18 protein-coding genes are annotated in these 23,771 nt (G+C 72.3%); 11 read left to right on the top strand and 7 right to left on the bottom strand.

The annotated features are described in order from the left end of the window. Positions 1–149 precede the first annotated feature (149 nt). The gene (gene pepN, locus AB0G63_RS36705; RefSeq protein WP_360759444.1) at positions 150–2,717 is read right to left on the bottom strand and encodes an aminopeptidase N; all 2,568 of its coding nucleotides are present in this window, start codon (positions 2,715–2,717) and stop codon (positions 150–152) included. A 111-nt stretch (positions 2,718–2,828) separates the two neighbouring features. Here pepN (AB0G63_RS36705) and AB0G63_RS36700 point away from each other — a divergent pair, with 111 nt between their 5' ends. Continuing rightward, on the top strand, positions 2,829–2,951 hold the full coding sequence (locus tag AB0G63_RS36700; RefSeq protein WP_360759441.1) for a type II toxin-antitoxin system PemK/MazF family toxin: 123 nt from the start codon (positions 2,829–2,831) through the stop codon (positions 2,949–2,951). A 93-nt stretch (positions 2,952–3,044) separates the two neighbouring features. On the opposite strand, the gene AB0G63_RS36695 is transcribed toward AB0G63_RS36700, so the two are convergent. Together AB0G63_RS36695 and AB0G63_RS36690 are read right to left on the bottom strand one after the other, a co-directional pair. Further along, positions 3,045–4,064 carry an aspartate-semialdehyde dehydrogenase gene (locus tag AB0G63_RS36695; RefSeq protein WP_360759438.1) on the bottom strand — a complete coding sequence of 340 codons (1,020 nt, stop codon included), beginning with the start codon at positions 4,062–4,064 and terminating at the stop codon, positions 3,045–3,047. Positions 4,065–4,397: 333 nt separating this feature from the next. Further along, the gene (locus tag AB0G63_RS36690; RefSeq protein WP_360759435.1) at positions 4,398–5,933 is read right to left on the bottom strand and encodes a PucR family transcriptional regulator ligand-binding domain-containing protein; all 1,536 of its coding nucleotides are present in this window, start codon (positions 5,931–5,933) and stop codon (positions 4,398–4,400) included. Positions 5,934–6,268: 335 nt separating this feature from the next. On the opposite strand from AB0G63_RS36690, the gene speB reads away from it, so the two are divergent. The 6 genes from speB to AB0G63_RS36660 all read left to right on the top strand — a co-directional run bounded on the left by speB (position 6,269) and on the right by AB0G63_RS36660 (position 11,490). After that, a complete protein-coding gene (gene speB, locus AB0G63_RS36685; RefSeq protein ID WP_360759433.1) occupies positions 6,269–7,255 on the top strand; it encodes an agmatinase in 987 nt (328 codons plus the stop codon). A 77-nt stretch (positions 7,256–7,332) separates the two neighbouring features. After that, positions 7,333–8,736 (top strand): cytosine permease, encoded by a 1,404-nt coding sequence (locus tag AB0G63_RS36680; protein WP_360759431.1) that lies wholly within the window; start codon positions 7,333–7,335, stop codon positions 8,734–8,736. 149 nt (positions 8,737–8,885) lie between these two features. After that, positions 8,886–9,407: a sigma-70 family RNA polymerase sigma factor gene (locus AB0G63_RS36675; RefSeq protein ID WP_360759428.1), complete on the top strand. Its 522-nt coding sequence runs from the start codon at positions 8,886–8,888 to the stop codon at positions 9,405–9,407. Between the two features lies 1 nt (position 9,408). Next, the gene (locus AB0G63_RS36670) at positions 9,409–10,185 is read left to right on the top strand and encodes a hypothetical protein (protein ID WP_360759425.1); all 777 of its coding nucleotides are present in this window, start codon (positions 9,409–9,411) and stop codon (positions 10,183–10,185) included. A gap of 73 nt (positions 10,186–10,258) precedes the next feature. Continuing rightward, positions 10,259–10,792, top strand: a complete 534-nt coding sequence (locus AB0G63_RS36665) for a sigma-70 family RNA polymerase sigma factor (RefSeq protein WP_360759423.1) — start codon at positions 10,259–10,261, stop codon at positions 10,790–10,792. Beyond that, positions 10,789–11,490 carry a hypothetical protein gene (locus tag AB0G63_RS36660; protein WP_360759420.1) on the top strand — a complete coding sequence of 234 codons (702 nt, stop codon included), beginning with the start codon at positions 10,789–10,791 and terminating at the stop codon, positions 11,488–11,490. Before AB0G63_RS36665 ends, AB0G63_RS36660 begins: the two co-directional genes overlap by 4 nt. Before the next feature lie 65 nt (positions 11,491–11,555). On the opposite strand, the gene AB0G63_RS36655 is transcribed toward AB0G63_RS36660, so the two are convergent. Continuing rightward, positions 11,556–14,858 carry a S8 family serine peptidase gene (locus AB0G63_RS36655; protein ID WP_360759418.1) on the bottom strand — a complete coding sequence of 1,101 codons (3,303 nt, stop codon included), beginning with the start codon at positions 14,856–14,858 and terminating at the stop codon, positions 11,556–11,558. 276 nt (positions 14,859–15,134) lie between these two features. Between AB0G63_RS36655 and AB0G63_RS36650 the strand changes: the two genes are divergently transcribed. Further along, on the top strand, positions 15,135–15,602 hold the full coding sequence (locus AB0G63_RS36650) for an NUDIX hydrolase (protein ID WP_360759415.1): 468 nt from the start codon (positions 15,135–15,137) through the stop codon (positions 15,600–15,602). A 209-nt stretch (positions 15,603–15,811) separates the two neighbouring features. Continuing rightward, positions 15,812–17,575, top strand: a complete 1,764-nt coding sequence (locus AB0G63_RS36645) for a TIGR03767 family metallophosphoesterase (protein WP_360759412.1) — start codon at positions 15,812–15,814, stop codon at positions 17,573–17,575. 64 nt (positions 17,576–17,639) lie between these two features. On the opposite strand, the gene AB0G63_RS36640 is transcribed toward AB0G63_RS36645, so the two are convergent. Beyond that, the gene (locus AB0G63_RS36640; protein ID WP_360759409.1) at positions 17,640–18,758 is read right to left on the bottom strand and encodes a hypothetical protein; all 1,119 of its coding nucleotides are present in this window, start codon (positions 18,756–18,758) and stop codon (positions 17,640–17,642) included. A 338-nt stretch (positions 18,759–19,096) separates the two neighbouring features. Continuing rightward, positions 19,097–21,676, bottom strand: a complete 2,580-nt coding sequence (gene pepN / locus AB0G63_RS36635; RefSeq protein ID WP_360759406.1) for an aminopeptidase N — start codon at positions 21,674–21,676, stop codon at positions 19,097–19,099. Between the two features lie 135 nt (positions 21,677–21,811). On the opposite strand from pepN (AB0G63_RS36635), the gene AB0G63_RS36630 reads away from it, so the two are divergent. Continuing rightward, positions 21,812–22,450 (top strand): DsbA family protein, encoded by a 639-nt coding sequence (locus AB0G63_RS36630; protein WP_360759403.1) that lies wholly within the window; start codon positions 21,812–21,814, stop codon positions 22,448–22,450. A gap of 90 nt (positions 22,451–22,540) precedes the next feature. Here AB0G63_RS36630 and AB0G63_RS36625 read toward each other — a convergent pair whose 3' ends face one another. Then, positions 22,541–22,774: a hypothetical protein gene (locus tag AB0G63_RS36625; protein WP_351895763.1), complete on the bottom strand. Its 234-nt coding sequence runs from the start codon at positions 22,772–22,774 to the stop codon at positions 22,541–22,543. Between the two features lie 299 nt (positions 22,775–23,073). On the opposite strand from AB0G63_RS36625, the gene AB0G63_RS36620 reads away from it, so the two are divergent. Continuing rightward, a complete protein-coding gene (locus AB0G63_RS36620; RefSeq protein WP_360759400.1) occupies positions 23,074–23,652 on the top strand; it encodes a biotin transporter BioY in 579 nt (192 codons plus the stop codon). Positions 23,653–23,771 lie beyond the last annotated feature (119 nt).

Here is a 23,771-nt window from a genome sequence, read left to right as displayed (position 1 = left end):
CAATAATCCCCAGCACTCTCTAGTCTTCTTTTTTTTTTTTTTTTTGCTTGCGCTCGGGTGCCCCCCCCCCCCCCCCCCGGGCGCCCCCCCCCCCCCCCCCCCCCCCCCCGGGACGGGGGATCGAGCCGCGTCTACCGCGTCTACCGCGTCTACCGCGCGTCCGCCGCCTGCGCCTTCAGCGCGCGCTCCACGCCCGAGCGGGACTCGGAGACCAGGCGCCGCAGGGCCGCGACCGGCTCGGCGGAGGCCAGCCAGGCGTCCGTCCGGTCCAGGGTGTCCTGGGACACCTGGATCGACGGGTACAGCCCGACCACGATCTGCTGGGCCATCTCGTGCGAGCGCGACTCCCAGATGCCCTTGACCACCTCGAAGTACTTCGCGGTGTACGGCGCGAGCAGCTCGCGCTGGTCCGTCTGCACGAACCCGCCGATGACCGCCTCCTGCACGGCGTTGGGCAGCTTGTCGGACTCCACGACCGACGCCCAGGCCTCCGCCTTCGCCTCCGGGGTCGGGCGGGCGGCGCGGGAGGCCGCCGCATGGCGCTCTCCGGCGGCCGTCTTGTCCCGCTCGTACTCCGCCGCGATCTCCGCCTCGTCGAAACGGCCGACGGCGGCGAGCCGCTCCACGAACGCCCACCGCAGCTCGGTGTCGACGACCAGGCCCTCGATCGTCTGCGAGCCGTCCAGCAGGGCCTCCAGCAGGTCCAGCTGCTCCGGCGTGCGGGCCGTCGCCGCGAACGCGCGCGCCCACGCCAGCTGGTGGTCGCCGCCCGGCGCGGCCGACCGCAGGTGGGCCAGCGTGGCGTCGGTCCAGCGGGTCAGCAGCGCCTCGCGGGCGGCCGGGTCGGCGTACAGGTCGATCGCCAGCTTCACCTGGCGCTGCAGCGACTGCACGACGCCGATGTCGGACTCCTTGCCGATGCCGGACAGCACCAGCGACAGGTAGTCGCGGGTGGCCAGCTCCGCGTCCCGGGTCATGTCCCAGGCCGACGCCCAGCACAGGGCGCGGGGGAGGGAGGACTCGAAGTCGCCGAGGTGCTCGGTGACGAACGCCAGCGACTGCTCGTCCAGGCGGACCTTGGCGTACGACAGGTCGTCGTCGTTGAGCAGCACGACGTCCGGGCGGCGCCGGCCGGTCAGCTGCGGCACGGCGGTCAGCTCGCCGTCGACGTCCAGTTCGACGCGGTCCGTGCGCACCAGCTTGCCGCTCGCGTCGTCGCGGTCGTACAGGCCGATCGCGATGCGGTGCGGGCGCAGGGTCGGCTCGCCCTTGGCGCCGGCGGGCAGCGCGGGGGCCTCCTGGCGGATCGCGAAGGACGTGATGACGCCCTCGCCGTCCGTCTCGATCCCGGGACGCAGGACGTTGATGCCCGCCGTCTCCAGCCACGCCTTCGACCAGGCCTTCAGATCGCGCCCGGAGGTCTCCTCCAGCGCGCCGAGCAGGTCGGACAGGCGGGTGTTGCCGAAGGCGTGCGCCTTGAAGTACGCCTGCACGCCCCGGAAGAACTCGTCCATGCCGACGTACGCCACCAGCTGCTTCAGGACGCTGGCGCCCTTGGCGTAGGTGATGCCGTCGAAGTTGACGAGCACGTCGTCCAGGTCGCGGATGTCCGCCATGATCGGGTGCGTGGAGGGCAGCTGGTCCTGCCGGTACGCCCACGTCTTCATGGAGTTGGCGAACGTCGTCCAGGAGTGCGGCCAGCGCGACTCGGGGTGGTGCGCCTGGCAGGCGATGGAGGTGTAGGTGGCGAACGACTCGTTCAGCCACAGGTCGTTCCACCACTCCATGGTGACGAGGTCGCCGAACCACATGTGGGCCAGCTCGTGCAGGATCGTCTCCGCGCGCACCTCGTACGCGGCGTCGGTCACCTTGGAGCGGAAGACGTACTGGTCCCGGATGGTGACCGCGCCCGCGTTCTCCATCGCGCCCGCGTTGAACTCCGGCACGAACAGCTGGTCGTACTTCTTGAACGGGTAGGCGTAGTCGAACTTCTCCTGGAACCAGTCGAAGCCCTGCCGGGTCACCTCGAAGATCGCGTCCGAGTCGAGGAACTCGGCGAGCGAGGGACGGCAGTACACACCGAGCGGGACGGACACGCCGTCCTTCTCGTACACGCTGTGGACGCTGTGGTACGGGCCGACGATCAGCGCCGTGATGTACGTCGAGATCCGCGGCGTCGGCTCGAAGACCCAGACGTCGTCCTTCGGCTCGGGCGTCGGGGAGTTGGAGACGACGGTCCAGCCGGTCGGCGCCTTCACGGTGAACTGGAAGGTGGCCTTCAGGTCGGGCTGCTCGAACGACGCGAACACCCGGCGCGCGTCCGGCACCTCGAACTGGGTGTACAGGTACGCCTGGTCGTCGACCGGGTCGACGAACCGGTGCAGGCCCTCACCGGTGTTGGTGTACGCGCAGTCGGCCACCACCCGCAGGACGTTGGGCCCCTGCAGCAGACCGGGCAGCGCGATCCGGGAGTCCCGGAAGACCTCCGCCGGGTCGAGCGCGTCCCCGTTGAGGGTCACCTCGTGGACCGTCGGGGCCACCAGGTCGATGAAGGACTCGGCACCGGATTCGGCGACGTCGAAGCGCACCGTGGTCACGGACCTGTAGGTGCCGCCCTCCTGCGCGCCGGTGAGATCGAGATCGATCTCGTACGAGTCAACGGTGAGCAGCTTCGCCCGCTGCTCCGCCTCTTCGCGAGTCAGGTTTGTGCCAGGCACGCGGTCATCTCCTCGTTATGTGTGGGTTCGGCCATCCTTCCATGAGGCACGCCTGGACGCGGGGTGGCCAACAGCATGCCACCGAAGGCAGCATTGATGGTGTGAAGATCAGTGGCCCGGTGCGAGCAGGTGCGGGGCGTTGCTCAGGAACGGATGCTCCGGCGGCTCGGTGCGGCGCCACGACAGCGGATGGTGGAGATCGACGCCGCGCTCCGGCGGCATCTGGCGCTCTGAGGGTGCGGACGGCAGCGCTCTGAGGGTGCGGACGGCGAAGGGGCGGTCACCGGCTCGCGGTGACCGCCCCTTCCGCACGGTGCCTCGTGCGCGCTACTTGCCGCTCAGCTCCGCCGCCACCAGCTCCGCGATCTGCACCGCGTTCAGGGCCGCGCCCTTGCGCAGGTTGTCGTTGGAGATGAACAGCGCCAGACCGTTGTCCACCGTCTCGTCGCGGCGGATGCGGCCGACGTAGGAGGGGTCCTTGCCGGCCGCCTGCAGCGGGGTCGGGATGTCCGACAGCTCCACGCCGGGGGCGCCGGCCAGCAGCTCCGTCGCGCGCTCCGGGGAGATCGGGCGGGCGAAGCGGGCGTTGACCTGGAGGGAGTGGCCGGTGAAGACCGGGACGCGCACGCAGGTGCCGGAGACCTTCAGGTCCGGGATCTCCAGGATCTTGCGGGACTCGTTGCGCAGCTTCTGCTCCTCGTCGGTCTCGTTCAGACCGTCGTCGACGAGGTTGCCCGCGAAGGGCAGCACGTTGAAGGCGATGGGCCGCTTGTAGACCTGCGGCTCGGGGAAGTCGGCCGCCTCGCCGTCGTGGGTGAGCTTGTCGGCGTCGGCGACGACCTTCTGCGTCTGCCCGTGCAGCTCCGCCACGCCCGCCAGGCCCGAGCCGGACACGGCCTGGTAGGTGGCGACCACGAGCGCCTCCAGGCCGGCCTCCTGGTGCAGCACCTTCAGCACCGGCATCGCGGCCATGGTGGTGCAGTTCGGGTTGGCGATGATGCCCTTGGGGCGGTTCGCGATCGCGTGCGGGTTCACCTCGGAGACCACCAGGGGCACCTCCGGGTCCTTGCGCCAGGCGGAGGAGTTGTCGATCACGACCGGGCCCTGCGAGGCGACCTTCTCGGCCAGCGCCTTCGAGGTGGCGCCGCCCGCGGAGAACAGCACGATGTCGAGCCCGGTGTAGTCCGCGGTCGCCGCGTCCTCCACCGTCACCCCGTCCAGCTCGGTCCCGGCCGAACGGGCCGAGGCGAACAGCCGCAGCTCCGTGACGGGGAAGTCACGCTCCGCGAGGATCCTGCGCATGACCGTGCCGACCTGACCGGTGGCTCCGACGATTCCGACCCTCACTGCGACTCCTTCTCCGTGGCTGGCGGACGCCCCCTGCATGGCCGGGGCCTTTCCATCATGCGTCCCACCCCGGCAGGTGTGTCCAATCGTTTGCCCGAGGAGTGGACAGGCACTCCGGCCGGTCGCGCGCCCCGGGCGTCCGGCCGCCGGGCGATCCGACGCGGAGGAATGAGCCCGATGTGCGGCACCGACCGGAAGATGCGTGCCTCCGCGGTGCGGGAACGGCCTTTTTTGCCCGGCCCGACGGCACGGCTTACCAGCCCCGGCCGGGCGGTCACCGGCACCGCGCCCGGGCCCGGTGTGACGTACGACTCCGTGGCGGCCCCCACCGGTTCAGCCGGATCCCCCGGAAGGCCGTGGATCACCGGGGGACGGGGCGCCGGAGAGCAGCGCGCGGGCCTGGAAGGCGAGCCACAGGTCCGTGATGTCCGCCGTCTCCGCCAGAGTGCGGCTGGTGAGCTGCTCGACGCGCTGCATGCGGTACATGACGGTCTGCTTGTGCACGTTCAGGGCGGCTGCGGTCCGCTGCCAGGAGCGCCGGTGCGCCAGGAACGCCTCCAGCGAGCCGGTCAGCTCGGTTCCGTGGTTCCGGTCGTAGGCGAGCAGCGGACCGAGGACGCGGTCGACGAGCGCCTGCGCCTCGTCGGTGTCGCGCAGCACCGTGAAGGCGGTCTCCTCCCCGTAGCGGGAGATTCCTCCCGGCGCCCTGCGAGCCAGGGACAGGGCCCAGACGGCCTCGCGCCGCGCCGCGGGCAGCCGCTCGGGGGCGTCGGCCGGGGAGCTCACCCCGAGGGCGGTGTCCGGCCCGAGCTTGCGGCGGACCGCCTCGATGTCCGGAACGGCGTCCCGGACCAGGGCGTACAGCAGCTCACCGCGTCGCAGGAGCAGGTGGGGGATGCGGCGGCGGCCCAGGGCCAGATGCAGGTCGCGCTGGCCGGCCCCCTCGTCGGACGGAGTGGCGACGACCACGGCGTGCGCGAGGTCGATCCCGGCGGCGGTCAGCTCGCGGCGCGCGACGGCGTCGTCGATGCGGGTGTCGAAGAGGTGGGCGAGAAGCTCCCCGCCGAGCCGCCGTTCGTGTTCCCGCAGCATCGCCTGACGGGCCGTTTCCACGGCGGCGGCGGTGGCCAGGTGGTGCAGCAGCGATGTGTCCGTGCCGGGGAACCGCACGGCGAGCAGGACGGTGGGCTCTTCCGCGGGGACTTCGACCGCGAGCGCCGTGCCGCCGTCGGCGAGCGGGATGTGCAGCACGCCGGGAATCCGGCCGTCGTGGGCGCGGACCCCGGCGAGCAGGGCCGAGCGCAGGGCCTCGTCCGGCGCCGGGGCCGCCGGGTCGACCGGGTTCCCGGTGGTGGTGTCCAGGAGCAGCAGCCGGCAGCCCAGGTCGCGTCCCAGCCGGGCGGTCGGGGACTCGCCGGTCCGTCCGCCGAGGGTGTCCCGCAACGCGCCGTAGATCCGCTCGATCTGGCCGACGCGGGCGGGCGCATCCCCCGCGTTGGCGTCGGCGACCGCTCTGGCGAGGGCGGCGAAGCTGACCGAGTACGGCACCGTGAGCACGGCCAGGTCGCGCTCCCGCGCCGCCGCGGCCAGTTCGCCGGTGAGCGGCGGAGTGTCGGGATCCTCGCCGATCACGATCCCGCTCGCGCCCGCGTCCGCGCACCTGTGCAGCAGCTCCGCCTGGGCGGGGCCGCCGCGTGGCAGCGTGCGCCCGTTGCGCATGAGCAGCTCGCCGCCCGCCATCCAGTCCCACGGGCTGTCGAGATCGGAGGCATGGGCCCAGGAGACGCCCTTCTCCAGGCCCCCTTCGCCTGCGAAGAGCTTCAGCCGCAGGTGGGGGAGGTTCAGCAGGTCCACCGCGGTCACCGGCATGCGTACTCCGACGTTGTTTGTGTGTTACAGGAAAGTCTGTTGTGCGATCGCTCAGAAAGCAACGGACGATTGTGGCTTTCGTGCGGTAGAGGGATCCGTCCGCGGGGTCGCAGACTCGCTGCATTCCGGCAGGCAGAACCGGGCGACACAACCGGACCGACACAACCGGACCGACACAACCGGACCGGCATCAACCGGACCGACGCGTGGCCGGAGGGCAGCCGACGCGGATCCCTGGAGGACACGCACCGGCACCACGTCCAGGCGCCCCGCTAGCCCGCTTCCGCGCCGGCTTCCCTGCGCGCCAGACCATCCAGAACAACGGAGGCAACCCGATGCCGCGCGTGACCCGCCTCGACGAGGACAACGACACCGCAGGCACGCCACCCGTCGGCCAGACCGACGGGCAGGCGAGCCCCCGCTACGCGGGCCTGACCACCTTCGCGCGGCTGCCCCGCATCGAGGACGTACCGGCACACGACGTTGCCGTCGTCGGCGTCCCCTTCGACGCCGGGGTGACCTACCGCCCCGGAGCACGCTTCGGGCCCGGCGCGATCCGCGAGGCCTCCCGGCTGCTGCGCCCCTACAACCCGCACCTCGACGTCATGCCCTTCCGCGATCAGCAGGTCGTCGACGCGGGCGATCTGCCCTGCAACCCCTTCGACATCGCGGCCGCGAGCAAGGAGATCGAGGAGGGCGCCCACGAGCTGGTCCGCGGCGGCGGCCGGCTGGTTACCCTCGGAGGCGACCACACCATCGCCTATCCGCTGCTCCGCGCGATGAACCGGGTCCACGGCCCCGTCGCCCTGGTGCACTTCGACGCCCACCTCGACACCTGGGACACCTACTTCGACGCACCGCTCACCCACGGCACCCCGTTCCGCCGCGCCGCGGAGGAAGGCCTGTTCCTGCCCGGCGCCAGCGCGCACGTCGGCATACGGGGCTCGCTCTACGACCCCCAGGACCTGAGCGACGACGCGGAGCTGGGATTCGCCGTCGTGCACTGCGCCGACCTGGAGACCACCGGCGTACGCGACGTCGTGGCCCGGCTGCGCCACCGGATCGGCACGGCACCGCTGTACGTGTCCGTCGACATCGACGTCCTCGACCCCGCCCACGCACCGGCGACGGGCACCCCGGAAGCGGGCGGCATGACCAGCCGGGAACTGCTCGGCGTCATCCGCGGCTTCAAGGGCCTCGACCTGGTCGGCGCCGACGTCGTCGAAGTCTCCCCGGCCTACGACCACGCGGACATCACCAGCGTCGCCGCGGCCAACCTCGCCTACGAACTCGTCTCCCTGTGCGCCGGAGCCCCCCGGTGAGCCTCAGGCCGCCGCGCGATCCAGCCGCCGCGCAACCCGGTCCGGCCGCCGCGCAACCCAGGAAAGGAACGCGCCGCATGAACAGATCCGAAGACCGCGCCACACACATCGAACAGCACTCCATCGAGTGGATTCCCGCGGCCGAGCGTCATGGCACGCCACGGGGGCTGTTCCCCGTCTGGTTCGGAGCCAACGTCCAGCTCACCACGCTGATCACCGGCGCGCTCGCCGTCGAGCTCGGGCTCTCCCTGCCCTGGGGCCTGCTCGCGATCGTGGCGGGGAATCTCTTCGGGGCGGTCTTCATGGCCCTGCACTCCGCGCAGGGCCCCAAGCTCGGTGTCCCGCAGATGATCCAGAGCCGGGCCCAGTTCGGCTTCTACGGTGCCGTCGTGCCGATCCTCCTGGTCATCCTGATGTACATCGGGTTCTTCGCCAGCAGCGGCGTCCTGGCCGGCGACGCGCTGTCGGCCGCGACGCCGCTCGGCCCCGACGCCGCCATCGTGGGCGTCTCGGTCGTCTGCGTCGTCGTCACGGTCTTCGGCTACCGGATGATCCACCTCCTCGAACGGGCCAGCAGTGTGCTCAGCGGCCTCGTGCTCGCCTACCTCACCGTGCTCGTCGTCACCAGCGGGGACCTGGGCTCCGTGTGGCACCCGGGCCCCTTCCACGGCGGTGTGTTCCTGCTGATGCTCGCCATCGCCGCGACCTGGCAGATCGCGTACGCGCCCTATGTCGCCGACTACTCCCGCTACCTCCCGGAGCACAGCTCCACCGGCCGCTGCTTCTGGTGGAGCTACGCGGGCACGGTGACGTCGTCCGTGTGGATGATGGCGCTCGGCGCTGTCGGCGCGGCGCTCGCTCCGCAGGCGCTGAAGGAGGGCTTCACCGGCTACCTGCTCGACCTCGTGCCCGGCGCCCTCCGGTGGCCGGTGGCAGCGGCCCTGGTGCTCGGCATCATCGCCGTCAACGTGCTCAACCTCTACGGCGCCTTCATGTCGTTCACCACGACCGCGACCGCGATCCGGCGCTTCTCCGTCACCCGCACGGTGCGCACGGTCACGGTGCTAGCGGCCGGCGGGATCGGTACCTACCTGGCTGTCGCCGGACGGACCAGTTTCATCGACAGCTACGAGAACTTCATCCTCTTCCTCACCTGTTTCCTGGTCCCCTGGACGTCCATCAACCTCGTGGACTTCTACTTCATCCGCCGCGAGCGCTACGACATCGCCGCGCTGTTCCGCCCGGACGGCCGCTACGGGCTGATCTCCTGGCGCACCATGGCCGCCTACGTCGCCGGCGTCGCGATCGAGATCCCGTTCATGAGCGCCTCGTTCTACACCGGTCCCATGGTGGCCCGGCTCGGGGGCGCCGACATCTCCTGGATCCTCGGCCTCCTCGTCTCGGCAGTGCTCTACCACCTGGTGATGAGGGACCAGCGCGAGGCCGTCTCTCCCGAGGCCGAGCGGGTGCTGTCCGTCTGATCCCGGCCCCGCCGACGGGCGCAGGGTGCCGACCACGTCGTGCACCCTGCGCCCAGCCGTCTGCGGGGCCGGTGAAAATTCCGGGGAACCGCACCGAACGTTTCCGCCCGCCCCGGCGTCGTAGGGGAAACGCGGTGAGGGGGTGGCTTGTGCTGCGCAGAAAGGCCCGCCGGGCCCAGGAGGACGACGATCCCCTGGACGCGGCGCAGGAACGCCGGGTGCGGGCGGTGCTCGCGCTGGGCGGAGTGCCGCAGGCGGACCTGCCGGACGGAGTGCAGCAGGTCCGCCTGCGGCTGCTGGAGCGGGCCGCGAGCGGCAAGGATGCGCCGCGCGACGTGTCCGCGTGGGCGGCCGTCGTCGCCTCCAACCTGGCCATGGACTGGCACCGGGCCAAACGCCGCCAGGAGCGGCTCGGCGAGCGTCTCGCCTCCCTGCGCCAGCCGGAACACCTCTCCGGCGAGGACACCCGCGTGCTCTCCCTCGCCGTCGCCCGGGGCCTGGACGAACTGCCCGACGCCCAGCGCCAGGTCCTCGTCCTGCGCTTCTACGCCGACCTGCCGGTCCGCTCGATCGCCGACGAGCTCGGCGTCCCGGAGGGCACGGTCAAAAGCCGGCTGCACACCGCGGTCCGGGCCCTGCGCGCCCGCCTGCACGAGGACGAGGTGGTGTGACATGACCGCCGGACACGACAGCTACGCCGCAAACGACGGCTCCGAAAGCTACGACGGACACGACGGCTACGACGGCGCCGACGCCCTGATGGCCGCGATCACCGGCGAGGACCTGCCCTACGCAGCCCGCGCGGACGCCGCCTTCCTGGCCGACCACCGCAGGGCCGAGGCGGACGTGACGCTGCTGCGGCAGCAGCTCCGCCTGATCGGCGAGACGCTGGCCGAGCCCCCCGCACCGGCCAAGATCCCCGCGCCCGCGCCGGCACCCGTACGGCCACCGCGCACCCGGCGCCGGGTGCGCGCGTTCGCCTTCGGCGCGCTGGCCGCGGCAGCCGTCGCGACCGTGCTGACGGGCATGGGCTGGCTGGTCGCGCAGGGCGGGTCCGGCGCGAGCTCGGACGCGCGGGGCGGCAACGCGAAGGCCGCGCCCGACGCCGGCTCCCCCTTGGCCGACCCCGGCTACCTGGCCTGCGCCCGGGTGGTCGCCGAGGGCGAGGTCACCGGCGTGGAGCAGCTCTCCGCAGGGGCCGGCCAGGAGCGGATCGTCCTGCACGTGAACCGTTCGTACAAGCCGGAGAAGACGAAGCGGGAGATCACCTTCCTGCTCGACGAGGGCATGGTGCTCAAGGGCCTCCACAAGGGCGACCGCGTCCTGGTGGCACTCCCGCGGCACTCGGCCACTCCGGACCAGGTGCTCGTCGGCGAGCGGGCCATCGCCCGCGAACGCCCCGCGCTCACCCGCGCCCTGTCCGCGTCGCGCGAGATCGCCTGCGAGTGACCGGTCGAACGATCGGTCGAACGATCGGTGCGGCTCCCACGTCATAGGTGAAACACGACGAGGGAGAACACCGTTGCCGATCAGGAGACCGCGGCGTGCGAAGGCGAAGGCGGAGGCGGACCCGCTGGATGCGGCGCAGGCTGATCGGGTCCGCGCCGTCCTCGCTCTCGGCGGGGTCCCGCAGGACGATCTCCAGGACGGGCTCCAGCAGGTCCGGCTGCGGCTGCTGGAACGCCGGGCGCGGGGCGAGGACCCGCCGCGGGACGTGGGGGCCTGGGCCGCGGTGGTGGCTTCGAACCTCGCCGTGGACTGGCACCGCATCCGCAACCGGCAGGAGCGCGTCAGCGCGCGGCTCACCCTGCTCAGCGCGCCGGACGAGCGGGCCTGGGACAGCGCGGAGGACAGCCTGCGGGCGCTGGCCGTCGCCGAGGGGCTCGACGCCCTGCCCGCCACGCAGCGGCAGGTGCTGGTCCTGCGTTACTACGCGGATCTCTCGGTGCCGCAGATCGCCGAGCAGCTCGGCATTCCCCTGGGCACGGTCAAGAGCAGGCTGTACGCGGCGGCGCGGCTCCTGCGCGAGCGGCTGCACGTCGAAGAGGCGGTATGAGGGTGGAGAAGGACGACGAGCTGATGGCGGTCCTGCTGGGTGAGCCCTCGAGCGCGCCGCCGGGGGACGCGGCGGACCGGTACGCGGCCGCGGAACGCGACATGGCCGCCGTACGGGAGCAGCTGCGGCGGATAGGGGACGGGCTGGTCCGGAAGGCGCCCGGGCGGGCGGAGCCCACCCCGGTGCGCGGGCGGCGCCCCGGGCGTCGGGGCCTGCTCGTCCTCGCGGCGTGCGCGGCCGTCGCGCTGCTGGGTACGGGCACGGCGTATCTGGTGGCCCGCAACGGGGCCGTGGACGGCGGGTCCGACTCCTTGCTCACCTACGAGGGGCTCATCGCCTGCTCCGGCAGCGTCGTCGAGGGCACGGTGGAGCGGGTCGAGCCCGCGGGCGGCGGCGACCGGTACCGGATCGTGCTGGACGTGGACCGCTGGTACAAGCCGGCGAGCGGTGAGCGGCGGCTGGCCTTCACCGACGAAGGGGCGAACGTCCCGTCCTACTACCGGACCGGGGCGCGCATGCTCGTCCTGGTGTCCAGCCTGCCCGGGGAGGGACCCGAGAGCTACCGCGCGGGCGATCCGCCCTACGGCGAGGGCGAGGGCCGTACCGGGGCCGCCCGCGACGCCCTGGAGGAAGGGCGGCTGCGCGTCGAGCGGGCGCTGCCGGCAGCCGGCGGCCTCCGGTGCGACGGCGCCGGATGACCGCGCACACGACGAGGGGCGGGCGCCCGTACGGACGCCCGCCCCCATGGCCGTACTCGATGGTGCTACTGCGTGACCTTCTCGATCGCCACGTTGCCGAGGCCGGCGACCGTGCCGTTCGCGTTCACCAGCTGGACCTGGCCGAAGAACTCGCGGCCCTCCGGAGCGGCCGCCGCGGCGGTGACGTTCGCGGAGACGGTCGCCGAGGCGCCCGTGCCGAGCTGTACCGCGGCCGGGTCACCGACGGTGACGGTGCCGAGCGCGGAGGAGAAGAACACGTCCCGGTAGTCGTACCCGGTCGAGCCGGACGGGACCGAGTAGCCATCGACCTCGATGGTGTACGTGCCGGCGGCGGGCGAGGCGATCGAGACCGACTCCTCCGAGTCGCCGTCGGCGGACTTGCCGACCTCCTTGCCCGTGGAGTCGTACACCAACAGGTCGAGGTCGGCGGCCGCGTCCGAGACGTTGCCGATGGCGACGTCCAGGGACTTGGCGCCCTCCGGGACCACGACCGTGGTGGTCTGGGTCTCGCCCTCCGCGATCGTCGGGCGAGCGGTCTTGGACGAGCCGAGCGGGCCGCCGACCAGCTTGCCGTCGAGGGCGGCGAGCTGGTTCGTCACCTTCCAGGAGACGGCGGCCGGGGTGCCGACCTGGGCCTCCGGCACGGTCACGGTCTGCGGGTCGAAGGCCGCGCCGTAGACGGCGACGTCGAGCTTGTAGGGGTTGTCGAGCAGCGGCGAGGTGCGGCGCGACTCGACCTCGATCTCCCAGACGCCGGGCTGCGGGTCGGCGTACGCGCGCACGTCGGGCTTGCAGCCGTTGCCGTCGAGGTAGTTGTTGTAGCAGTACGGCGTCGAGGTGGTGTCGACCGGAACGCCGTACGGGTGGATCGCGATGAACCGGGTCTGGCTCTTGTCCTTCAGCCCGCCGATCGCGACCTCGAGGGACTTGGCGCCCTCGGGCACGGTCAGGAAGTACGACTGCGAGCTGTTGCGCTGCACGGTGTCGGCGGCGGAGAAGGTGTACTTCACCGGCGCCGAGACGACGACCGTGGTGAGGATCTGCTCGTCGGTCCCCTCGGTCTTCGGGTCGTCGACCTCGAGGATCGCGCTCTTGATGCCCGCGGACCGCGGCGCGGCCTGCACCTTGACGGTCACCGGCTGGTTCAGCGGCAGCTTCACCTCGTCGGAGCCGACGATCCGGAAGGTGTCACCGGCGTTGTTGGCGATGCTGAGCTCGTGCCGGACGGCCCGGTCGGGGCCGGAGGTGCGGGTGACGGTGACGTCGTACGTCTTCTTCTGGCCCGCCTTCAGGCCGCCCTCGCGGTCGTACAGGCCCGTGCCGTAGCCCGGCGTCTTCAGGAACTGGTCGATCGCGGTGTCGACGGGCGCCTTGACGGTGTAGTCGTGCGCGGTGGCGCCGTCCCTGATGGCGTCCCAGGCGTCGACGATGTCGATGCGGCCGGCGCCCTCCTCGTAGGCCTGAACACCCTTGATGTGGTGGGCCGTCGAGGTCAGCGCCGTGCGCAGACCGGCGGGCGTCAGGGCGATGCCCTTCTGCTTGGCGGCGCTCAGCAGCAGCGCGCTCGCACCGGCGGCCTGCGGGGACGCCATGGACGTGCCCTGCAGCATCGAGTAGCCGGCCGGCAGCGAGTAGCCCGCCTCGGCGACCGGGGAGCCCGGCAGCCAGGTCTGGGTGGTGTTGATCGAGGCGCCCGGGGCGACCAGGGTCGGCGTGAAGCCGCCGTCCTCACGCGGGCCGCGCGAGGAGAACGGCATCATGGCGTACTTCTTCTCCACGCCCGAGCCGTAGTTGGAGGCCCAGGTCGCCCTGGAGATGCCGGCGCCGACGGAGATCACCTTGTCGGCCAGGCCGGGGTCGCCGATGGTGTTGGCGCCGGGGCCGGAATTGCCGGCCGAGATGACCAGCTGCACGCCGTAGGTGTCGATGAGCCGCGTGTACAGCTCGGCGCGGGCGTTGTTGCCGTCGTTGAGCGCCGGCAGGCCGCCGATCGACATGTTGACGATGTCGACGCCGCGGTTGACGACGAGGTCGATCATGCCCTCGGTGAGCGCGACGTTGGTGCAGCCGCCGCTCCAGGTGCAGGCGCGGGAGGAGACGATCTTCGCGCCCGGCGCCGCGCCGTTCATCCTGCCGCCGAACAGGCCGTTGGCGGAGGTGATGCCGGCGACGTGCGTGCCGTGCTCGGACTCGATGACGCCGATGTTGACGAAGTCGGCCTTCTTGCCGACCCAGTCGCCGCCGTAGGGGTCCATCGGCACGTCCTTGCGGATCTGCACGACGAACGGCTGGCGCTCCACGACGTCGGTGGACGGGTCGTCGGTACCGAAGTAGCCGACCTGGAAACCGTCCTTGTACGGCTTCATCGGCGTGTCGTCGCTGAAGTCGTTGTTGTTGTTGAGGTCGACGCGCACCGTGCCGGCGGCGGCGTCGTACAGCACGCCCCAGCTGTCGGTGGTGTCGCCGTCCCGGTTGGCGTCGCCCTTGGCGTCGCCGCCCGCGGTGACGGACTCACGGAACAGGCTGACCTGGTACGACCCGGCGGGTGCCGTCCAGGACTTGCCGCCGTAGGTGAAGCTCGGGCCGGACACCGAGGTGACCATCGGACGCCAGGTGGCGTCGCTGTCGACGATCGGGTCGGTCGCGGTCACCCAGTCGACGATCTTCCGCTCGCCGGTGGTGGTCTTCTGCAGGGCCGGGTGGCCGAGGTCGACGCCGGAGTCGAGGATGCCGATGGTGACCCCGCGGCCGTCCGCCTTCGGGTGGTCCTGCACGAAGTCGACGGCACCCGTCTCGAAGGAGGGGTTGTACGGGTTCTTCGCGGGGGTGTTCTTGTCCGGCGCCGGGTAACTCGCGGCCGTGGCGGTCGACTTGGCGGTACCGGTGGCGCTCGGGTCGTCGAGCGGGATCTCCTTGCGCAGGTCGATGCCGTGTACGGAGGAGAGCTTGGCGGCGGCGGCGATGGCCGCGTCCGCCTTGGCGGTGGGGACCGTGGCGCGGACGTAGCCGAGCTTGTCGTAGGTCCGGCCCACCGAGCCGCCCTTGACCGCGTCCAGTTCCCCGGCGACCTGCTCGGTCTTGCCGGGCGCGGTGGCGATCATCATCGTGACGTTCTTGTCGCCGGCGGCCTTGGCCGCGGCGAGCAGGTCCGCGTCGTCCGAACCCAGCTTGGCGTTCGCGGACTTGACGGTGCCGTCCGACGGCGCGGCGGCGGCCGGGGCGTCGGCGGAGAAGGCCATGGGTATCGGCCCCGCGGCGGAGAGCGCGGTGACGAGACCGGCGGCCACGGCGACGCGCGCCACGCGTCTCGCGCCCGATATCGGATCGCGCTGGGGGGTGTGGGTCATCGGCATCCCTTGTAGGTAAAGGAACGAGCTGGGTACGACCGGGCCGATCGGCCCTGGCCGCGGCTGTCCGGAAGGCGATCCCGGACGATCGCTCAGCTTTACGTAAACACCAGTTGTTTGGGGAGTGTTGACCGAAACGATATGGATGTATGGGGAAAACCCGCGATACCTATTGGGGTAAGAAACGTTCAATCGGGGCAAAACACCTGGGTGTTCCGATGCCGGGCCGACGGGCGTGGTGACGCGAAGCTTTCGCCGGCGGGCTAACGTCCCGGTGTGCGCGAGACGTTGCGGGTGGCGGCCTACGCCATATGCGTCCGGGACGGTCAACTGCTGCTGGCCCGCTGGATCAACGGGGACGGCGAGCCGGAGTGGACGCTGCCCGGCGGCGGCATGGAACACGGCGAGCATCCCGGCGACACCGTGCTGCGGGAGGTGGAGGAGGAGACCGGCTACCACGTCGAGGTGACCGGCCTGCTCGGCGTCGACTCCTTCCGTCGCGGCATCCCGCGCCGCTTCCGGCGCACCGCCGACCACCACGCCCTGCGGCTGTTCTACGAGGCGAGGATCACCGGCGGGCGACTGCGCCACGAGGTCGGCGGCTCGACGGACATGGCGGCCTGGCACGCGCTCGAGGAGGTGCCCGGCCTGACCCGGGTCCCGATGGTCGACCTGGGACTGCGGCTGCTGCGGGAGCGGCCGGTCACCGGACGGCTGGACGAGGTCCGCTACCCCGGCGGATGAACACGGCGTGACCGTCTCCCGGCCGTCCGGGGAGCGCTCGAGGGCGCGCGGGGTGGCCCGAGATCCACGTCCGGTGATCGGCGTCGCGCGTTGCCGTCTCGTTCACGCGCAGGCCATTCCCGGTGCCAAGCATCCAAGGAGAGCGGGCCGTTCGCGGCAGCGAGCGCCCGCGACCCTGCCGACGCGTTCGCACCCGGGGAGATCGCGCCATGTCGCGCACACGCTCTGTCGCCGCCCTCACGCCGGGCGTCAACCGCCGTACCGTCCTCGCCGTCACCGGCGCCGCGGCCGTCTCCGCGGGTGTCGGCCACGCCCTGCGGCCCACCGACAGCCAGGCCGCCACCAACAGCGCCACCACCGGAGCCACCCGCGTCGTGGCCCAGTCCCGCACGGCCCCGGCGGCGCCCCTCACCCCGTACACCAAGGGCACCACCCTCGCCTCCGTCGCCGCCCCGCGCGCCGGCTCCGGCTACCGCCGCCTCGGCGACGGCCCCGGCTGGGCCCGCGTCGTCCGCGGCGAACTCGCCGCCCCGAAGTCCGGCCGGGCCGGCCGCCGCACCGCCCTCGCCGCCTTCGTGCAGCTCACCGACCTGCACCTGACCGACACCCAGCACCCGATGCGCCTGGAGTACCTGCGCTCCGCCGACCCGCACGCCTGGCGCCCGCAGGAGGCGCTCACCGTGCAGGGCGCGATCGCGCTGGTGGAGCGGATCAACGCGCTGCGCGGCGCGCCGGTCACCGGCTCCCCGCTGCACTTCGCCATGACCACCGGCGACAACACCGACAACAACGCCAAGTCCGAGCTGGAGTGGTTCCTGACGGTCATGAGCGGCGGCCGGATCACCCCGGACTCCGGCGATCCGCGCCACTACGAGGGCGTGCAGAACAGCGGCCTGAAGCAGTACTGGCAGCCCGACTCCGCCGTCCGCGACGCCGACAAGCAGCTCGGCTTCCCGCACCTGGACGGCTTCCTCGCCGCCGCCGTCCGCGAGGTCCGCAGCCCCGGCCTCAACCTGCCCTGGTACTCCACCGTCGGCAACCACGACGCCATGCCGCTGGGCTGCTACGGCCACGGCGACTCCTGGCTCGCCGAGTACGCCGTCGGCGGGAAGAAGCTGATGAGCCTGCCCGCCGCCGAGGCCAGGAAGCTCAAGAGCGCGATCAAGAACGGCTCGGACCCCAAAGGCACCGCCTTCCGCGACCTGCTCAAGGCCCACGCCCGCGACATGCGCTCCGTCACGCCGGACGAACGACGTGCCCCCTACACCCCCGCCGACTACCTCAGGGCCCACCTCGACCCCGCCCACCGCGGCGTCGGCCCGGTCGGCCACGGCTACTCCACCGCCAACCTCGCGGCGGGCACCCAGTACTACGCCTTCCGCATCGCCGACGACGTCGTCGGCATCAGCCTCGACACCACCGACCCGGGCGGCCACTACGAAGGGTCCGTCGGAAGCGCCCAGCTGAGGTGGCTGGACCGGCAGCTGCGCGACAACAAGGACTCCTACGTCGTCGTCTTCAGCCACCACACCAGCAAGACGATGACGAACACCGGCGTCGCCGACCCCGCCCGCCCCGCCGAACGCCGCCACGGCGGCCAGGAGGTCCTCGCCCTCCTCGGCAGTCACCGCAACGTCCTGGCCTGGGTGAACGGCCACATCCACCGCAACGAGATCACCCCGCACTCGGCCCCCGACGGCCGCTCCTTCTGGGAGATCTCCACCGCCTCCCACGTGGACCACCCCCAGCTCGCCCGCGTCATCGAGATCGCCGACAACAAGGACGGCACCCTGTCCCTGTTCACCACCCTCGTGGAGTCCTCCGCCCCGCACCGCACGGACTTCGCCGACCTCTCCCAGACGGGCCTGGCCGCCCTGTACCGGGAGCTGTCCTACAACGCCCCCGGCGCCAGCCTGACGCTGGGCGGCGACGCGAACGACCGCAACACCGAACTGGTCCTGCGCAAGGCCTGAACACACGCACGGGGAGGGGCCGCCGACGGCCCGGCGGCCCCTCCGGAACGGTCCGGCGACCGGGCTAACGGGGCTCCACCACGACGTGCGCGGCGGGCTCCCGGTCCGAGGCGGCCATCAGCGCCGTACGGACGATCGCCGCCTGCTGCCGCATGCCGTCCCGCAGCTTTCTGGGCGTGACGTGGACGACCGTGATGCCCAGGCGCTCCAGGTGCTCGCGCTTGCGGGCGTACTCCGACCACGGCGCGCCCTCGTCGTGGCGCGGGGCGCGGGTGTCGAGGTCCACCGCCACGGCCTCCCGCGGCCAGTAGGCGTCGAGCCCGCCCAGGTGCGGCCCGCCCGGCAGGCGCAGCTCGACGTTCCACACCGGCTCGGGCAGGCCGTACTCGCGCACCATCCGGTACAGCCGGTCCTCGGCGACCGCCCGGCCCTCGGCCAGCAGGGAGTCCACCGCGTCCAGCACGTGCGGCCGGTCCAGCAGCTTCGCCCGGTCCAGCTCCCGGACGACGGCGGCCGGTTCGCAGTGACCGTCGCGCACCGCCTCGGTCAGCAGCCGGCGCACCCGGCCCGCGTCCGTCAGCCGGGCCACCGCGTCCGCCAGGGCGCGCGGCACCGGCGCCACCGGGACGCCGGTCACCAGGCGGGCGGCCGGCAGCGCGGACGTGCGGACGATCCGCGCACAGCCGGCCGAACGCAGCCGGCGCAGCCGGGGGACCAGGACGTCGATCTTCTCCAGCGCCAGAAGCGTGGGCGCGGCGGCGAAGCCGTGCAGCGCCAGGGCGGCCAGGCCGGTGATCACCGCGTCCGGGTACACCGGCCGGTGCGGCTGCCCGGTGCCCGGCTGCGCCGGCACCGCGGCGCCCGGCCGCGCGGGCCGGAGCGGCTGCCCGGCGGCCGGCTGCGCCGGCACCGCGGTGGGCGGCCGTCCGGGCGCCGCGGCGTCCGGTCCGCGCGCCGCGTACCGCAGCACCGCGTGCAGCCGCTCCTCGCTGGTCGCCGGACCCGGATGCAGCAGGAAGACGCCCGGGAGGATCTGCTGCCAGGGGCCGCCGGGACGGCACTGCTCGTTCGTCTCCGCGGACGACACACCGAGCGAGCGCAACTGCGCCGTCGTCAGCACGCGGCCGCGCACCTCGGGGAGGGGACGGGCGGAAAGGGGAGTGCGGGGGGTGTTGTGGTTCATGCCCCGGCCATTCCCACCACCCGCCAGCCCGCTAACCGCTGTTACACACTCGTCGACAAATGCGGACAAGGCGGCGCTAAAGGACGGATGTTCGGATGCCGAAGATGAACGAAAACCCCTGTTCCGTGCGGGTGAGACCAGGGGTTACGGCTACTGTTGCCCGGATTCCGTAACGGTCGCGGACCGGCCGTGACCGGGCCGCGGACCCGGGACGGCCGGCCGACGGCCGTGTCGCGGACCCACGACGATCGGCCGGCCGCCGCGTCGAAGACCTACGACGGTCGGCCGGCGGCCGTGTCGCGGGCCCACGACGGTCAGCCGGCGGCCGCGTCGAAGACCTACGACGGTCGGCCGGCGGCCGCGTCGCACGCCTGCCCGCGCAGCCCCCGCGCCAGGTCGTCCCGCGCCTCCAGCACCAGCCGCCGCAGCGCCGGAGCGGCCTCCTCGTGCGCGGTGAGCCACGCGTCCGTCGCCTCCAGCGTCGCCGGCGAGTCCAGCAGGGCCGGGAACAGGCCCTGGACGACGCTCATGCCGATCTGGATCGACCGCTCGCTCCACACCCGCTCGATCGCCTCGAAGTACTTCGCCGCGTACGGCGCGAGCAGCTCCCGCTGCGACGGCTGGGCGAACCCCGCGATCGTCGCCTCCACCAGGGCGTTGGACAGCGCGTCGGACTCCACCACCTGCGCCCACGCCTGCGCCTTCACCGCCGCCGACGGGCGGGCGGCCAGGCAGCGCACCTGGTGCCGCTTGCCGGACGCCGTGTCGTCGCGGGCCAGCTCGGCCGCCAGCACCGACTCGTCCGCCACCCCGTGCGCGGCGAGCGGCTCCAGGAACGCCCACCGCAGCTCCTGGTCGACCTCCAGGCCCTCGATCTTCTCCGCGCCGTCCAGCAGGTCCCGCAGCAGCCGCAGGTCGGCCGGCGCCGACGCCGTCGTCGCGAAGAACCGCGCCCACGCCAGCTGGTGCTCGCTGCCCGGCTCCGCGGCCCGCAGCTCCCGGAGCGCCCCCTCGGCGAGCAGCCGCTCACCCGTCGGCCGCCACTCCGGCGCGACGTAGTGGACCAGCGACGACGTCGCCCACGCGTGCAGCATCTGCAGCACGCCGATGTCGGACTCGCGGCCCGCGAACCGCAGCACCAGGCCGACGAAGTCCCGGGCCGGCAGCAGCGCGTCGCGGGTCATGTTCCACAGCGCCGACCAGCACAGCGCCCGCGCCAGCGGGTCGGTCACCGCGCCCAGGTGCTCCCGCAGGGTGTCCAGCGACGTCCCGTCGAAGCGGATCTTGCAGTACGTCAGGTCGTCGTCGTTGACCAGCACCAGATCCGGCGCCTGGGCGCCGGCCAGCTCCGTGACGACCGTCCGCGCGCCGTCGACGTCCGCCTCGGCGCGCGCGTACCGCACCAGACGGTCGTCCTCGCGCCGGTACAGGCCCACCGCCACCCGGTGCGGCCGCAGCTCCGGGTGCGACTCGGCGGCCTCCTGCTCCACCGCCAGCTCCTCCACCCGGCCGTCCGTGCTCAGCAGCACCCGCGGGGTAAGGGAGTTGACGCCGGCCGTCTGCAGCCACGCCCGCGCCCACGCGCCCATGTCCCGGCCGCTGGTCTCCTCCAGCACCGACAGCAGGTCGCCCAGGCGCGTGTTGCCGTACGCGTGCCGCTTGAAGTAGCGCCGGGCGCCCTCCAGGAACGCGTCCTGGCCGGCGTACGCCACCAGCTGCTTCAGGACGCTGGCGCCCTTGGCGTAGGTGATGCCGTCGAAGTTGAGCTTGGCGTCCTGAAGGTCGCGGATGTCGGCCGTGATCGGGTGCGTGGACGGCAGCTGGTCGGCGCGGTAGGCCCACGCCTTGCGGCGGTTGGCGAAGGTGATCCAGCCGTCGGTGAAGCGGGTGGCGCCGACCAGCGAGAACGCGCCCATGAAGTCGGCGAAGGACTCCTTCAGCCACAGGTCGTCCCACCACTCCATGGTGACCAGGTCGCCGAACCACATGTGCGCCATCTCGTGCAGCACCACGTTCGCCCGGCCCTCGTAGGACGCCCGGGTCACCTTCCCGCGGAAGATGAACTCCTCCCGGAAGGTCACCAGCCCCGGGTTCTCCATCGCGCCGAGGTTGTACTCGGGCACGAACGCCTGGTCGTACTTCCCGAACGGGTACGGGTAGTCGAAGCGCTCGTGGAAGAAGTCCAGGCCCTGCTTGGTGACGAGGAAGACGTCGTCGGCGTCGAAGTGGGGTGCCAGGCCCTTGCGGCACAGGGCGCCCAGCGGGATCCGCAGCGTGCTGCCGTCGGGGAGGGTGCGCTCGTAGGCGTCGGTCACGTAGTGGTACGGGCCGGCCACCACGCAGGTGATGTACGTCGAGATCGGCTTGGTCTCGGCGAACCTCCAGACACCGTCGGTGAGTTCGCCGACGCCGTTGCTCCACACCGTCCAGCCCTCGGGCGCGCGCACCTCGAAGCGGAACGGCGCCTTGAGGTCCGGCTGCTCGAAGTTCGCGAACACCCGCCGGGAGTCGGCCGGTTCGTACTGCGTGTACAGGTAGACCTCGTCGTCCTCCGGGTCGACGAAGCGGTGCATGCCCTCGCCGGTGCGGGAGTAGGCGCACTGCGCGTCGACGACCAGCTCGTTGTCGGCGGCCAGGTCCTCCAGCAGGATCCGCGAGCCGTCGAAGACGGCGCCCGGGTCGAGGTCGCGGCCGTTGAGCGAGACGGCGGTCACGCTCGGCGCGATCAGGTCGGCGAAGGTGGAAGCTCCCGGCTCGTTGCACCGGAAGCGGACGGTGGTGACGGAGCGGAAGGTGCGCGGCCCGTCGTCCGCGGCGCCGACGGCCGAACGCAGGTCGAGGGACACGTCGTACCCGTCGACGGCCAGCAGGGCGGCCCGCTCCCGGGCTTCGTCGCGGGACAGATTCTCACCGGGCACGGGCGGCACTCCCTCAAGATCCTTGGCAGGCTGTACAGGACCGATCCTGCCACGCACTGCTGACCGCGGGCATCCGGGAATGACGGGGACGATCAGCGGCGTTGTCCGGGAAAAGGCTTCCCGCTGAGGAGAGACATGTCGGACAAGACTCCTGTCGACTTCTGGTTCGATCCGCTGTGCCCCTGGGCCTGGATGACCTCACGCTGGATGACGGAGGTGGAGAAGGTCCGCGACGTCCAGGTCCGCTGGCATGTGATGAGTCTCGCCGTCCTCAACGAGGACAAGCTCGACGACCTCCCCGAGGAGTACCGCGAGCTGCTCGAGACGAAGGCGTGGGGCCCGGTCCGCGTGGTCATCGCGGCGCAGCAGGAGCACGGCGCCGAGGTGCTCGGCGACCTCTACACCGCGCTGGGCACCCGCATCCACAACCAGGGCGAGGGCGCGGAGAAGTCGGCCGTCGCCGCCGCGCTGAAGGACGTCGGCCTGCCCGAGTCCCTGATGGACCACTGGGACTCCACCCCCTACGAGCCGGAGCTGCGCGCCTCCCACAAGGAGGGCATCGACAAGGTCGGCCAGGAGGTGGGCACCCCGGTCATCGCCGTGCCCGGCGCCGACGGCGAGCAGATCGCCTTCTTCGGCCCGGTCGTCACCCCCGCGCCCAAGGGCGAGGAGGCCGCCCGGCTCTGGGACGGCACGCTCGCGGTCGCCTCGATCCCGGGCTTCTACGAGATCAAGCGCACGCGGACCGCGGGACCGGACTTCAGCAACCTCTGAGACGGCCTCCGGGGCGATCTCCAGGCGGCCTCCGCGGCAGCCTCGGAGACGACCTCCGAGACCACCTCTGAGACGACCTCCGAGGGCCAGTCACCCGGCGGCGTCGGTCTCCTCCGTACGGAACCTCTCCGGCAGGAGACCGCCGCCGCCCCGGTGGAGGTGGGGCTGGTACCACAGGCAGCGCGGGGCGGTGCAGCGCCACAGGTCGCCCACGAAGTGGCGGGGCCCCTTCACCTCGCGCACCGCCGCCTTCTCCGCCGCGTCGAGCTTCCGGAACTTCTGCCTGCTGCCGCAGGTCGGGCACTCCCGCTCGATCTCGGTCACGTACGCCTCCTCACGCCGGCCCCCGCTTTCGTGGTACAGCGCGCACCCGCCGCCCGCACCCCGAACGGACGTGCCTTCCCCCTTTGGTGGGAACCGACAGTCGGTGTGCACCCGTCGCACGTGAGCGAAACGTCCCTGCCTCAGTGACCGTTATCACTCCACCCGGGGTGTCGCCGGGAGACTTTGTCCGGAACCCACCAAACCGCCGATCACCCCTTTGTCGAGCGCTGACGGTGATCGCCGCCGAAGCCCTGGGTTAGCGTCGCGGTGTCCCCATCTGCCCGACCCGCGGAGTCCCCATGAGCACCGCCACCGCCACAACCGCCCGCACCGGGCAGGTTCTCGCCGACCTCCTGCCCGCCTCCCGCGTCCGGGACGCCGCCCTCGTGCTCGGCGGCGCGGCGCTCACCGGCCTCGCCGCCCAGATCGCCGTCCCCGTCCCGGGCTCCCCGGTGCCGGTGACCGGCCAGACCTTCGCCGCGCTGCTCGTCGGGACGACGCTGGGCGCCGGCCGAGGCTTCCTCTCGCTCGCGCTGTACGCGCTGGCCGGCCTCGCGGGCGTGCCGTGGTTCGCCGAGGGCTCCTCGGGCGTGGCCGTGTCCTTCGGCTACATCCTCGGCATGATGCTCGCGTCCACCGTCGTCGGCGCCCTGGCCCGCCGCGGCGCCGACCGCTCGGCGCTGCGCACGGCCGGCACGATGCTGCTGGGCGAGGCGGTCATCTACGCGGTCGGCGTCCCGTACCTGGCCGCGGCCGCCCACCTCTCGGCGGGCGCCGCGATCGCGGCCGGCCTCACCCCGTTCCTGATCGGCGACGCGCTGAAGGCGGCGCTGGCGATGGGCCTGCTGCCCACCGCCTGGAAGCTGGTCAAGCGCTGACGCCGCGGTCCCCGCGGAAAGCGACGGGGGCGCTCGGCCCGATGGCCGTCGTAGTCCCCGGCGTCACCGTGCGCGCCGAGATCTCCGGACTCGGCACGGTGACCGCCGCTTTCACGGAC

It is taken from the genome of Streptomyces sp. NPDC020996 (genome assembly GCF_040641355.1).
GTDB lineage: Bacteria > Actinomycetota > Actinomycetes > Streptomycetales > Streptomycetaceae > Streptomyces.
The sequence above is the reverse complement of the archived record's forward strand: the minus strand, read 5'-3'. Positions and strand labels throughout refer to the sequence as shown.

Coding starts and splice junctions, on each gene's coding strand:
- AB0G63_RS36690 (WP_360759435.1), bottom strand. CDS start 5,933: ATGCCGGTGACCGCGGTGGACCTGCTGAACCTCCCCCACCTGCGGCTG.
- speB (WP_360759433.1), top strand. CDS start 6,269: ATGCCGCGCGTGACCCGCCTCGACGAGGACAACGACACCGCAGGCACG.
- AB0G63_RS36680 (WP_360759431.1), top strand. CDS start 7,333: ATGAACAGATCCGAAGACCGCGCCACACACATCGAACAGCACTCCATC.
- AB0G63_RS36670 (WP_360759425.1), top strand. CDS start 9,409: ATGACCGCCGGACACGACAGCTACGCCGCAAACGACGGCTCCGAAAGC.
- AB0G63_RS36660 (WP_360759420.1), top strand. CDS start 10,789: ATGAGGGTGGAGAAGGACGACGAGCTGATGGCGGTCCTGCTGGGTGAG.
- AB0G63_RS36655 (WP_360759418.1), bottom strand. CDS start 14,858: ATGACCCACACCCCCCAGCGCGATCCGATATCGGGCGCGAGACGCGTG.
- AB0G63_RS36645 (WP_360759412.1), top strand. CDS start 15,812: ATGTCGCGCACACGCTCTGTCGCCGCCCTCACGCCGGGCGTCAACCGC.
- AB0G63_RS36640 (WP_360759409.1), bottom strand. CDS start 18,758: ATGAACCACAACACCCCCCGCACTCCCCTTTCCGCCCGTCCCCTCCCC.
- AB0G63_RS36630 (WP_360759403.1), top strand. CDS start 21,812: ATGTCGGACAAGACTCCTGTCGACTTCTGGTTCGATCCGCTGTGCCCC.
- AB0G63_RS36620 (WP_360759400.1), top strand. CDS start 23,074: ATGAGCACCGCCACCGCCACAACCGCCCGCACCGGGCAGGTTCTCGCC.